Source organism: Reichenbachiella sp. (assembly GCF_965233835.1).
Lineage (GTDB): Bacteria > Bacteroidota > Bacteroidia > Cytophagales > Cyclobacteriaceae > Reichenbachiella.
Map to the genome: position 1 here is coordinate 4,251,060 of NZ_OZ247585.1, position 13,291 is coordinate 4,264,350.

Annotated in this window: 12 protein-coding genes; 6 read left to right on the forward strand and 6 right to left on the reverse strand. The window is 39.5% G+C overall.

Translation table 11 applies throughout. The annotated features are described in order from the left end of the window. Nucleotides 1-5 precede the first annotated feature (5 nt). The 4 genes from ACO6S2_RS18030 to ACO6S2_RS18045 all read right to left on the reverse strand — a co-directional run bounded on the left by ACO6S2_RS18030 (nucleotide 6) and on the right by ACO6S2_RS18045 (nucleotide 2,459). Nucleotides 6-368 carry a response regulator gene (locus tag ACO6S2_RS18030; protein WP_422359958.1) on the reverse strand — a complete coding sequence of 121 codons (363 nt, stop codon included), beginning with the start codon at nucleotides 366-368 and terminating at the stop codon, nucleotides 6-8. Between the two features lie 79 nt (nucleotides 369-447). Beyond that, nucleotides 448-912, reverse strand: coding sequence for a hypothetical protein (locus ACO6S2_RS18035; protein WP_422359959.1), 465 nt, complete (start codon nucleotides 910-912; stop codon nucleotides 448-450). Nucleotides 913-989: 77 nt separating this feature from the next. Further along, nucleotides 990-1,421, reverse strand: coding sequence for a hypothetical protein (locus ACO6S2_RS18040; RefSeq protein ID WP_422359960.1), 432 nt, complete (start codon nucleotides 1,419-1,421; stop codon nucleotides 990-992). 186 nt (nucleotides 1,422-1,607) lie between these two features. After that, a complete protein-coding gene (locus tag ACO6S2_RS18045) occupies nucleotides 1,608-2,459 on the reverse strand; it encodes a universal stress protein (protein ID WP_422359961.1) in 852 nt (283 codons plus the stop codon). A 252-nt stretch (nucleotides 2,460-2,711) separates the two neighbouring features. Between ACO6S2_RS18045 and ACO6S2_RS18050 the strand changes: the two genes are divergently transcribed. The 5 genes from ACO6S2_RS18050 (at nucleotide 2,712) to ilvC (ending at nucleotide 7,424) form a co-directional block, all read left to right on the forward strand. Next, a complete protein-coding gene (locus tag ACO6S2_RS18050; protein ID WP_422359962.1) occupies nucleotides 2,712-3,119 on the forward strand; it encodes a hypothetical protein in 408 nt (135 codons plus the stop codon). 53 nt (nucleotides 3,120-3,172) lie between these two features. Then, nucleotides 3,173-4,414: an ATP-binding cassette domain-containing protein gene (locus ACO6S2_RS18055; RefSeq protein ID WP_422359963.1), complete on the forward strand. Its 1,242-nt coding sequence runs from the start codon at nucleotides 3,173-3,175 to the stop codon at nucleotides 4,412-4,414. 68 nt (nucleotides 4,415-4,482) lie between these two features. Further along, nucleotides 4,483-4,887: an endonuclease domain-containing protein gene (locus tag ACO6S2_RS18060; RefSeq protein WP_422359964.1), complete on the forward strand. Its 405-nt coding sequence runs from the start codon at nucleotides 4,483-4,485 to the stop codon at nucleotides 4,885-4,887. A gap of 37 nt (nucleotides 4,888-4,924) precedes the next feature. Then, nucleotides 4,925-5,788, forward strand: a complete 864-nt coding sequence (locus ACO6S2_RS18065; protein ID WP_422359965.1) for an AraC family transcriptional regulator — start codon at nucleotides 4,925-4,927, stop codon at nucleotides 5,786-5,788. A gap of 154 nt (nucleotides 5,789-5,942) precedes the next feature. Beyond that, on the forward strand, nucleotides 5,943-7,424 hold the full coding sequence (gene ilvC, locus ACO6S2_RS18070; protein WP_422359966.1) for a ketol-acid reductoisomerase: 1,482 nt from the start codon (nucleotides 5,943-5,945) through the stop codon (nucleotides 7,422-7,424). Between the two features lie 202 nt (nucleotides 7,425-7,626). On the opposite strand, the gene ACO6S2_RS18075 is transcribed toward ilvC, so the two are convergent. After that, nucleotides 7,627-10,026 carry an FtsX-like permease family protein gene (locus tag ACO6S2_RS18075; protein WP_422359967.1) on the reverse strand — a complete coding sequence of 800 codons (2,400 nt, stop codon included), beginning with the start codon at nucleotides 10,024-10,026 and terminating at the stop codon, nucleotides 7,627-7,629. 159 nt (nucleotides 10,027-10,185) lie between these two features. Further along, nucleotides 10,186-10,344: a hypothetical protein gene (locus tag ACO6S2_RS18080; protein ID WP_176214683.1), complete on the reverse strand. Its 159-nt coding sequence runs from the start codon at nucleotides 10,342-10,344 to the stop codon at nucleotides 10,186-10,188. Between the two features lie 150 nt (nucleotides 10,345-10,494). On the opposite strand from ACO6S2_RS18080, the gene ACO6S2_RS18085 reads away from it, so the two are divergent. Continuing rightward, nucleotides 10,495-13,278: a tetratricopeptide repeat protein gene (locus tag ACO6S2_RS18085; protein WP_422359968.1), complete on the forward strand. Its 2,784-nt coding sequence runs from the start codon at nucleotides 10,495-10,497 to the stop codon at nucleotides 13,276-13,278. Nucleotides 13,279-13,291: the final 13 nt, after the last annotated feature.

The window sequence follows — 13,291 nt, forward strand, 5'->3', positions numbered from 1 at the left end:
TGCTTTTATCTGGATTTAAGCCCTTGGATGGCTTCAATGATTTGACTTTTGGTGAATGGTTTTTTGATGAATGAATGTACCTTTTCCTCCGCTACTCGCTGCATTTCATATGCACCATCATGCGCACTTATTACTATAACTCGAGCATTTGGCGACTGCTCTCGGATAAGTGGAATCAAGTCAAAGCCTGTTCCGTCAGGAAGATTCAAGTCTAATAAGTAAGCTTGGTATTTCTCTTCTTGCACTTTAATCCTGGCTGCAGTTATTCTATTGACATGATCGGCTTCGAGGCCTTCTTTGGTCAAAATTCTGGAAACCATCAATCCAATATCGTCTTCATCATCTACAATCAGGGCTTTGCTATGCATCTCAGCTGATTTTAATAGTGTGTAATATATTCCTCAAGTTAGCTCAATATTGACGAAAGCCAAAGCAAAACTGCGACGTCTAAATCGCAGTTTCTAATGAAAATATGGATTCAAAAACAGCCTTAGTATCTTCCAACTCATTCATGATATCAGTAGTATCTGTAAGCTGACTCATCAGCAATGCCTTTAAAAAATCATCATACTGAGGGTCAGTAATAAGCTCCTTGTATAATTTTTCAATCTTACGTTCTCTCTCCAAGCAATAGTCCAAGATTTCTGTTTCCCATCCCTGAAGTAAGACATGATCCAATTCAATTTCGAGTTTATCATGTTCTGGTTTTATCGTATCTAAAACTTCCAACATCATTCTTTCGAAAGTTTCTTCATGTTGATCAACAAAACTTTTCATGAATTTCATTTTTCGCTCTGCCAGCGTGATCAATTGATCTTTTACTGGCTGGTCAGACATTCTCAAGGATGACATTCTGTATGTGATTTCGGCTAGCTTTAGTTCTCCGATAAGTTGTTTGATTCTGATTTCCATTATTAATTATTTTTTAGTTTGTTATAAAACAAAGAGTCAAGCTCAACGAACGTTGACTTGACTCTTACCGTGCTGGTTTAGTTGATCAATTCTTCAGCTTCCAAAGTCAGACTATCAATTTTTGCTTGATAGGTTATTAGAATTTCCTCAGACTCCTCTTTAATGTCATCCCAGCTTTCCAATGTTGCTTCTGAAATTTCAGAAACGCCTTCGGCCTTTTGCTTTCTTTGATTTTTGAGCTTATCCAAGGTTACCAATAGTTCAGCTTTAGCGTCATCAGTCGCTCCATTCAACTCACCTTCTAGACTAGTAATTTTCTGGTCTAAAGCTTTGATGGTCTCTGTGTACTCTTTTTTTAGTTGTTGCTTCGCTTCTAATGCTTCTTCTTTTACATCTTCAACCGCTTCAACTGCCCCAGATTTGTTAGTAGTTGTTGAGCAACTTGCTAACGTGATCATAAAGGCCAATGCCAAAAAGTGTATGTAGTTATTCCTATTTTTTAAATTCATTTCAAATTGTATTTAGTGATTAATAATTGAGGATTCTCCTCATTTTGTTATTCGCTGGTTAATTAGTATCCAAAACCGTTCCTACCTCCAAAATCATCTTATCCTATGCTCAATAGTTGATTTCCCATAAAAGCAAGGTGAATTAATTTCAACAACAAGTTTGACTATGGGGATTTTATTCCACACCTACACTTGCTCGACAAGTACGGGTACTTCTGTTTCGTGTATGACTTTTTCAGCCAAACTACCTTCGAAGAAGGTCCAGAAGTTTGATTTTTGATAAGTTTTCATCAGAATCAATCCTGGGTGGATTTGATCCACTATTCTCATTATGCCATTTACTTCCCCTTTGTTTGAAACAATGTGAATTCTATAGTTGTTGATTCGCAGTGCTTTGACCAGCGCAGACATTTTGGGTAAAATATCGGCCTCATTCAATAACTCGGTCGTGTTCACATTGACAAAATGAATGGTAGCTCCATGATTCTCCAGAAGTCGACACATATCATATAGACGTGTAGGTAATTCGGTACTCAAATCTGTAGCAATAAGCACATCATCGAGTGTAACATCGGCATAATTTGATACGGCCAGCACAGGAATACCTGACTTGCGTATCATTTTTTCAGTATTGTTTCCAGAGAATTTTTCAACCAAATTATTAGTTCCAGACGTACCTGAGACAATCAAATCTATTTTTATATCTTCGAGCAGATCGTTCATTCCTGAATTGAGCGTATCGCTGACGATATATATTTGACCTCTCAATCCTTCACTCAAGTAAAGATCTATTTCAGTTTTCAACTTTTTGAGTATGTAAGACTTCTCTCTCTCCATCTGCTGCTCCTGAACGGCCGAATTCACAATCATAGAGGCATCGCCTGGGTATACAGGTGTAACCACGGGGTGATAAGGTAAGAAATGCACTACATGCACCTTGCTTTTAAATTTGGTAGCAAACTGATTCGCGGCTTTTAGACCTGCCGTAGATTCTTCAGTAAAATCTATAGGAACTAATAAGTTTTTTATGTCTTTCATGGTCGTGTCATTTATGTGATATCTGTCTGTGCTGAATTAAGAAAAAATCAGTCCAAGTGGGAAAAATCAAACTGGTACTGGTTTTTCTATTTTAAAGACGCCTTTGATTGCCCCATAATCGACTCAATTGAGGAAAATGCTCCACATTCTTCAAAACACATTGTTGGTCATTCAGTAATGGCTATCTGTCACTACCCCCTTCTTTTGAAACATTCAATACTATAATTTGAATGCTTCAACCATCATATGACTATGAAAACAGTAATCAGCCCATTTATTCTGATACTAACTTTGTTGTTAACCACGGCTTTTCGAGGCGACGATAGATTGAAATTTTATTGGGGCGAAAAGGAGATCGAATACAAATCCGGTCTGAGTCTGGCCGAAATCAATCAAACCTACAGTACAAGCAAGTTGCGTTTTAAAATTCGGGAAGACTTAATCCAAGAAGTTGGGTATCGAAATACAAAAATTGAAATTAACCTGGTAAGAAAAGGAGCTAGTATTTATACATACCGATTCGACGATGCCCTATCCCATCAAACACTAAAAATTGACAGAATTTTTACCTCACTCAGAGAGGAAGACACCATCTTAATCCAATTCAAAGGTGTGAAGGGGGTTTTACCACAAATCATAGGACTCAAAATCCGAGAGTAAGAAATATTTCCTCGATCCGTGCATATTTGCGCCAGACATTTTGCGTCAACATTATGCACAACGACCATCGCCACTGGAACATCAAATTAGAAACAGCCCCTGAACGTCAACCCTTGATGGCAGGCTTGCTGGACAAAAAATACATTAAAGAGTTTCAATGGTTACAGGATAAACAGGTTTTAATTCTTTCTCCAAAAACTATTCTAAAATTTATAGACGAGGAGCTCATTCATGACAACGATGCTATTCTAAGACAGAGCGGGCAATTTCTTCACTCAATGTCATCGGGTGAGCGCAAACAGGCCTTTCTTCAGTATTCACTTTCTCAAGAAGCGGAAGTATTAATCTTTGACCATTTATTAGACAATCTGGATGTGGCTGCCAGAGAGAGAATTGCTAGCGAATTAGAAGTCCAATCTAAAAATATGAGCATCATCAATATTTATTCACGTGATGATGATCAATTGGACTTCATGAAGGAACGATACCTCTACGCAAATGAGTCGTTTAGCAAAAGTGTGAGGATTTCAAAAGAGTCAATACAGCCAAAAAACCAGCACCCTCTACCTCCACCAATGCATCCTGTTGATGCATTTGAAAATCCGCTGGTATCATTCAATCAGGTCAGCGTTTCTTATCTGGATAAAGGTATTTTGAAAAATATCAGTTGGGTAATCAACAAAGGACAGTTTTGGCATCTATATGGTCCCAACGGCAGTGGAAAAACCACCCTACTCACCATGATCACCGGCGACAACCCCAAAGCCTATGGACAGGATATCAAACTCTTTGGCAAACAAAAAGGAAGCGGCGAAACCATCTGGGAAATCAAGCAGAAAGTGGGCTACTTCACCACCAACATGACCTTCCAATTCAAGAAAAGGCAAAGCACTAGAGATATGATTATTTCTGGATTTTTTGACTCTATAGGTCTCTATCATATTCCCTCCGATCAACATATCAAACTTGCTAATGAGTGGTTGGCTTTCATAGGATTAACTGACTTGGCTGACAAAGCCTTCATTGATTTGTCCATGTGCCACCAGCGTATGGTCATGATTGCGAGAGCCATGGTGAAGCATCCTCCCCTGCTGATCCTAGACGAAGCCTCGGTGGATTTGGACGACGAAAGCTCAGACCAAATGACCAACCTAATCAATCGCATAGCACATGAAGGAGATACTACTATGATATATGTGTCGCACAGAGTAGAAGCTGGGCTTTCACCAACGCATAGCTTTGAGTTGGTATCCGGGGATGATGGCTCTACAGGGATTAGCAGAAACTTAACATGAACTACGTCATTCTCCGATTGCACTTTTGACTATTGATTTGTAAATTCCTCATCCCTAACCTTCTTAACATGAGCGATCTACATAAAGGAGCGGATAGCAAATTATTTGAATTTGCAAAAGCTAATAGAAAGAAACAGACTAAGACTGAAAAAATTCTATGGGATGTACTTCGAAACCGAAAGTTAGAGGGACACAAATTCCGAAGGCAACACCCTATCTCAAGCTTCATTGCCGATTTTTATTGTCATCAATCAAAACTCATCATTGAAGTCGATGGCGGTTATCACTTGGAACAAGAACAAGCAGAAGTGGACAAGGGCAGAACCCATGAGTTAGAAAAACTAGGACTGAGAGTCATTAGATTCTCAAACAGCGAAGTCGGGCATGATTTGGAATGGGTAAAAATGAAAATCAGAAAACAACTTGCCCTCGACCTTTCTCCAAGGGAGAAGGGAGAAAAGTCCTCTCCTTGAGGAGAGGATTTAGGAGTGGTGACTATCTTTACCCCCTATGAAAGGCATCCCAGTTTATAGTATTGAAAAATTCAAGGAGGGTGGTGAGAAACCGTACCAGATAGAAGTATTTGATGCCAATCGTCACTTTGAGGTGGAGTATCCACATTGCCATGATTTTTTTGAGGTGCTTTTTCTTACCCAAGGCTCTGGCGTGCACATCATAGACAACAATAGCTATGATATCCAGCCTCCATGCATTTTCTTTCTGAGCCCTGGTCAGGCGCATAAATTGGAGCTGTCGGAGGATGTATCCGGATATATCTTTCTATTTACAGGCGAATTCTATTTGCTGGATAAGAGCAATCAAAACAAACTGCTTGAATACCCTTTCTTCTTTAATGTAAAACAGGACAACCCGCCTTTGTTGATCAAAGATCAATCGGATCAGTTGTTTTTAGAATCTCTATTCAAAAAAGGATGTGATGAAATGAACAAACCAGATCAGGGCAGTTACGAGTTGTCTCATGCGCTATTGGAATTGATCTTGTGTAGTTGTGAAAGACTTTACCCACCGGAGCATTTAGAAGGTGTAAAGCAGAAAGGCCACGTACTGGTTAAACGCTTTCGAGAACTGATCGAGGAAAAATACCAACAAAATCTTAGCATCAAAGACTACGCAGATTTGCTAAATGTCAGCGAAAACCATTTGACACATTTAGTCAAGGAAAGAACATCTAAAACATCAAAAGAGCTCATTCGCGAAAAACAAATCATAGAAATCAAGCGACTATTGAAGTATTCTGACTACTCCATTACCCAAATTGCTGATCATCTCAATTTCAAAGATCAGTCGTATTTTACGAAATTTTTTAAAAAATCCGAAGGCATCACTCCGCTCGACTACAGAGAGAATCGTTGAAAAGTACCTAAACTTTTCATTTTTCCACCATAAGTATTGGTATGAGCCTCCTCATCTTTGTAAAGTGAGAATTTTCACTTTAGAACCCTGTTAAGGTTTGAAACCCTAACAGGATTGATCTAAACAATAAAGCATTAAAAAAAGAAACATAGATATGGGAAATTACTTTAACACATTACCGCTAAGAGAGCAGCTGAATCAGCTGGATCAAGCGGAGTTTATGGATGGGTCTGAATTTGCAGACGGCGTAGACGCACTCAAAGGAAAGAAAATTGTGATCGTAGGTGCCGGAGCACAGGGATTGAACCAGGGGTTGAACATGAGAGATTCTGGATTGGATATCTCTTACGCTTTGAGACAAGCGGCGATCGATGAAAAAAGAGCTTCTTATGTGAACACCACCGAAGCTGGTTTCACAGTGGGCACTTACGAAGAGTTGATCCCATCGGCTGATTTGGTGATCAATTTGACTCCAGATAAACAGCACACCAATGTGGTGTCTGCTGTGATGCCTTTGATGAAAAAAGGCGCTACGCTTTCTTATTCTCACGGATTCAACATCGTAGAAGAAGGCATGCAAATCAGAGAAGATTTGACTGTTATCATGGTGGCACCTAAGTCACCAGGGTCAGAAGTTAGACAAGAGTATTTAAGAGGATTTGGTGTACCAACTTTGATCGCTGTACACCCAGAAAATGACCCTGAGGGTAAAGGATGGGCACAAGCTAAAGCGTATGCCGCTGCCACTGGTGGACATAGAGCTGGATGCTTGAAGTCGTCTTTCGTGGCTGAGGTAAAGTCTGATTTGATGGGTGAACAAACGATCCTTTGTGGATTGTTGCAAACTGGATCCATCCTCTGCTTCGACAAAATGGTAGCTGAAGGCATCGATGCCGGATGGGCTGCTAAATTCATCCAATACGGATGGGAAGTGATCACTGAATCCTTGAAACATGGTGGTGTGTCTGGGATGCTAGACAGACTGTCGAACCCGGCAAAAGTGAAATGTTTTGAGGTTTCTGAAGAATTGAAAGAGATCATGAGACCATTATTCCAAAAGCATCAGGACGACATCATGTCTGGAGAGTTTTCTTCTACGATGATGGCTGACTGGACCAACGACGATAAAAATCTATTGGCTTGGAGAGCAGAAACTGGCGAAACTGCTTTCGAAAAAACGGCTCCTTCTGACGCCGACATCTCCGAGCAAGAGTATTATGACAAAGGCTTGTTGATGGTCGCTATGGTGAGAGCGGGTGTAGAATTGGCTTATGAAACGATGACTGAAGCGGGCATCCAGGGTGCTTCTGCCTACTACGAGTCACTTCACGAGACGCCATTAATAGCCAACACCATTGCTAGAAAGAAATTGTTCGAAATGAACAGAGTAATTTCCGATACAGCTGAGTACGGATGTTATCTATTTGATCATGCGTGTAAGCCTTTGTTGGCCGACTTCATGAAGACTGTAGACACCAACATCATTGGAAAAGACTACAATGAGGGCATCGACAACGGTGTGGACAACGTGACGTTGATCCAAATTAACGAAGTACTTAGAAGTCACGACATTGAGTACGTGGGTGGAGAACTTAGAGGCGCTATGACTGCGATGAAGCAGATTGCTTTGGGATAATCCTATTTGAATATTAAATTTTAAACCCCATAGGTTTTGAAAACCTATGGGGTTTTCTTTTTCACTTTGATTTTAGTGCATCCATGAATTTGATCTTTATTATTCAATAAGCAAGAATAAGCTTCTCTATTATTTCCAATAAGGAACAAAAAAGGTTCGGGAATATCCCGAACCTTTTACATGTTCATCTATCATTTATCTTTTATTCATATCTGAGGGCTGTCACAGGATTTACCTGAGCAAATTTGAAGGTTCTCAAACTTGCTATAGTCAGCGATATAAGTACAATTGTCAGAATAGGTGTAGCAAATGTGATTACATCCATGGATTTGTAATGGGTGAATATTTCTGCTATAAGTGCATCAATCAAATAAAATCCCACGGTTACTCCTAATGAAGACGAAATCAACAAAAGCAAGAAGTAATCTTTGTTGATCAAGTAAACGATGCGACCGATGCTGCTACCCAGCACTTTTCTCACCCCAATCTCTTTAACCCTCTTCATCAAGTTGATGGATACAAGTGTGAATAACCCGAGGCAAGAGAGAATAAAAGCCACGATACCTAAGAAACCAAAAATCATCATGATGTTGTCATTAATTTCCTTGGCTTGACGTAAAAAATCATCTTGAAAGAAACCATTAAAAATTTTGGTCTGAATACGGTCATTCCAGTCAGACTCTAAGTCGTCATATACATTTCTAATTTTATCTGAGCTGGTACGAGCAACCACAAAGCTGTTGGTTCCATCATCCTCAAATCGCAAGCTCTTCAGTGTGATACCCACAGGCTCGATAGGCGCCCAAAAACCATACATGTAGAAATTCTTAATAACGCCCACCACCGTTAAGGTTGTGGTGTCATTGATGGCTACTCGCTTACCCACAGGGTCTGTCCAGCCAAAGGCTTCTACTGCTTTTTCGTTGACAATCAATGAACCTTCACTGTCGGAAGCCTCTAGTTCTCTCAAGAAAGATCGGCCTTGCAATATTTCTAAGCCCATCACTTCCAGGTAACCAATGCCTACGTCAATCATGTTAGCATCTACTTCGGCATCTTCATTTTGCAAAGTTGCGCCATAGTTTCCTCTGCCTATATGATTTTTGGCACTAGCCACAGCTTCAATATCTGGATTGGCCAGCATGGAGGCCATTGTCTTTTGATATTCATTGTCATTGAGGACACTCACCCCTAGCACCTGGGCTCTATCATAACCCATATCTAAAGTATCCTGATAGCGTGCATTTTGCACAAAGGCTACACTTGCAAACATGGCAATGACAGTAAAAGTGTATTGACAAGCCAATAAAATTTTGGTTAACCTCCCAGAACCACCAATACTTAAGGTCCCTCTAAGGATACTCACTGGGTCATATTTACTCACATAGAGCGAAGGATAAAATCCTGCCAATAGTGTGGTAAACACCAGCAATCCCACTAAGAAAATATAGAGCATGTAATCTTCGGAAAAACTCATTTCCAGATCCATCCCTTCCCACATGGCGCTATAGGCCGGCACTAAAATTTGAGCTATAAGCAACGACATCACAATGGCCAAAAAACAAATAGTAAGGTTCTCAGCCAAAAACTGAAGTATAAGTTGCCTTCTATTTCCTCCTAATACTTTTCTTACACCGATTTCTTTCAACCTTCTGTTAGATGTTGCAATGGCCGTATTCGTAAAATTGAAACAAGCCACCAACAAGATGAGTAGAGCCATCAGTTGAGGCGTCAAAGTAGCTGCTGTGGGTGCTGCATCTCTTAGATTATCCCATCGAATTTCATTCGATATCTGAGCATGGTTGTTCATCGGGCTCAACACAAACTTTGTTATGGTAAAGCCAGGATTCGCCTCATTTTGCATCGGAACATACTTATTCAGTTGTGATTCAATAGATGCCGCTTGCAATGGGTCTTTTAGATAAATAAAGGAATTTTGTGCCATGGCTTCCCAATTTCCCTTTACACCATCGTCATACATTCTATATCTGTTCTCAAAATTGAGCAATAACTCGAAGTGCACAGAAGAATTCTGAGGAGCCTTTTCTACCACTCCTCCAATAGTAAAATTGAAGCTCATACCCGTATCATCAAATACAGTCAGCACTTTTCCTATTGGATCCTCATCACCATAAAATTTACTGGCGTATTCTTGAGTGACTATGGCATTTTCTAATTGATGGTAAGCATTGAGGTCACCTTTAATTAACTCGAAGGTGAAAGATTCTAAAAATCCTGGGTCTACATAAGTAACACTAGTGTTAAACACCTTGTCCAATTGCACATCTCTGGCAGTAAAAACATGGCTTTCATATCTGAATGCGCGATCCACTCCAGCGACGTCATTCATTACATTATCCACAATAGGGAAAGGTACACGGCCATATTCCCGAATATCACCTTTATCGTCCCTTACGCTATGGAGTTTGTAAATATTATCAATTTGCGCATGACATTCGTCAAAAGACCAATTGAACTTGGAATTGATATATGCCACGATACAACAGGCTAGTGCTAACCCCAGCCCTACAATGTTGATTGAAACAAAAACTTTGTTTTTGAGTAGGTTACGAAGGGTAACCTTGAGATAATTTTTGAACATGATTTTGAGTTTTTTTGACTTTTGGTTTTTATTAAGATGACTATCATCAAAAAATAGTTCTAATCCTCACAAAAAATTACAAAAAAACTAGCAGCGTACCTTGCACTACAGGCTATAAGTCCAAATCTAACTACCCAAAAACGTCAACCACAGCCGCTATCAACTAGCTAGCAACAACAATACTGCAGCCACAACCATCAGCCAAAATTTATATGCGGCCAAAAAAGGGATGATGATGAAATTGAGCTGCATCGCTACCATAAGCAATACGATAACGATGGCGATTAACTTTAAAGTGGACTTAGTGCTTGCACTCATACTGATTGATTTTTTAGAATTGAACGTCAATGTTAATGACTTTTTAAGAATTATAAAATCACCCAACCTTAAGACCTTCTACTCTTTCTATTTTTTTACTCAAAATACATTAAATTCGAGGTTGCAATTGAGAATAATTTTAAGGTTGGTATGAAGAGGTCTCTGGTTATTTTTGGATGGGTAGCACTGCTTTGTCTATGTACAAATGCAACGCTGGCAAAAACTGCCCAATCTCAAAAAAGTATTGACAGCCTCAAAGACTCACTCAATATTTCTTCTGGCATCCAAAGAGCGGAGATACTAGCACAACTCAGCTGGCAATACCGAAACGTGAATTCGGATTCAGCGCTGCATTTCGGTCAGCAGGCTTACGAACTCTCAAAAAGTTTTAATTACGAAAGTGGAATCATAAAAAGCTTAAACTTTCAAGGCATTGCCTATCGCAATAAAAGCGATTATTCGAATGCATTCAAGTACTTCGTTGAAGCGCTCAAAGCAGCGGAAGAGGCCCAAAATCTAGAGCAGATTGGTTATTCCAATATCAATATTGGCAACATTTACATCTATCAAACCAACTATGAAGGAGCACTGGATTATTTTGAAAAAGCACTCATTCCTGCTCAAGAGCTGAATGATCAAAACATGCTTGCCTATGTTTACCTTAACCTCGGGCGAACCTATTCCCGAATGGACAAATATGCCAGAGCAGAGGAAAACTATCTTAAAACTAGAGCTATCCGCAAGAAGCTTAAAGATCAGGAGGGTTTGGTGACTATTGCGGTTGATCTCGCTGAACTGACCATGAGAAAAGGAGATCTTGACAGGTCATTAAAATATTTTTATGAATCTATAGACGCCATAAATCAAATTAAGAACAAAGGTGCGTTGGCTTTTAGCTTATACAACATTGCCGTTATTCACCGTCAAAAAGGAAATCTAGATTCTGCAGAACACTATTCAAAGAGAAGTCTGGAAGTAGCCAAGGCCAACAATCTCAAAAACGACATAAGAAAGATTCATGAAAATCTATCCATCATTGCCGAAGGCCGTGGTGACTACCAAAAAGCCTTGTATTATTTCAAGTTGAACCAGGAAAACGAAGACTCCATTTTCAACGAACAAACCACTCGTACCATAGAAAGCCTGAAATCACAGTATGAAGCAGAGAAGAAGGAAGCCGAAACGATGTTTCTCCGAGAAATAGTAGAGCGTCAACAGACCATTATTATTCTTGCTGCGGCAGCATCCATTTTACTGCTCATCATTGCTATCATTATATATATGAGAGCCATAGAAAGAAGAAGGTTGAATCGTCAGATATCGGCTCAAGCCAAGAAGTTAGAAGAATTAGACTTCGCCAAATCCAGATTCTTTGCCAATATATCCCACGATTTGCGTAGCCCATTGAGTTTGATCTTAGGCAATTACGAACAGATCAAACAAGACGACGAAAGCTATCTGACATCAGATGCCAAACAAAATCTGGAAGTAGCCAATAAAAACGCTCAACGTTTACTTTTCCTTACAGACGAAATCAACGAGTTGACCAAATTGGAGGAAGGGAAGATAAAATTAAGCCTGAAAGATGTACCTGTCAATTCTTACCTCTCAACACTAGTGGCCTTGTTCAAATCCTCTGCAGAATTCAAATCAGTGGATTTAAGTTTCAAATCAAGTGTGCCTGAGGACGTCGCCATCTCTATAGACCCAAATCAGTTTGAAAAAATTGTTTTCAATCTCATTACTAACGCTTTAAAACATACACATCAAGGAGATTCGGTTATGATCAATGTTGAAAGCCATAGCAATGATCTCATCATATCAGTTACAGATACCGGAGAAGGCATTCCTGAAAGCAGTCTTCCTTATTTGTTTGACCGTTACTACCAATCACCAAAAAACAATTATCATGTTTACGAAGGACTAGGTATTGGACTCTCCCTTGTCAAAGAATTGGTTGATGTACATGGAGGAGATATTCAGGTAAAGTCCAAAGAAGGAGAAGGTTCCTCCTTTATTCTTACCATGCCATTCATGGTACTGGATTATACAGAATCTCAAATCCCAGAAACGTCTGACTATATCCAAACAAAAAACAAGCTATGGGGTGAATTGTGGGAGAAAACATACAACCCTGATCCTACCATTGAATTGTCCAGCAATGGTCAGAACAAAGACAAACCAAAACTACTCCTAGTCGACGATCACCCAGAGGTACGAGAATTTATAGCCAAGCTCATTAATGCAGAATATCAGGTTACTGAAGCAGAGAATGGTGTTATGGCTCTCAAAATTCTAAAAAATCAGCCGATCGATTTAGTCATCACAGATTTGATGATGCCCTGGATGGACGGATTTGAGTTGTTAGAGAAAATGCAGGAAAACGAGAACTGGAAATCAATTCCAGTGCTAGTGGTCTCAGCCAGAAATACTGCAGATGATCAACTTCAGGTTTTGACCCGAGGAATAAACAACATCCTTCAGAAACCTTTTAGCAAAGAGGATATTTTACTTAGAATAAAAAATCTGCTTGATCAAAAAGAGAGATGGGTAAAAGAAAGTGGCAATTCGATTATCGTAAATGACAAACCTTTGATCAATGATATTGAAAAGGAACTGCTCGAAAAAGTAAAGAACCTTGTCATTAAACAAATCGACAATCCGGACCTTACCGTTTTGGTATTGGCTGATGCTATGGCAGCTAGTGAGAGAAAAGTGTACCGTATGATCAAGAAACTTACTGACCTCACTCCTCATGAGTATATCAAAGAGATCAGATGGCACTATTTAGAAAACCTGATTAAGAGTAAAAGTCTCAAAAACCCAACAGAGGCCGCCAAGGCCATTGGCATGAAAAATGTGACCAATTTCAAAAAACAATTCCACAAGAAATTTAACCGTAGTATTGAAGAAATGATGGCTAAGAACGCTTAATTTTTTCTTATCT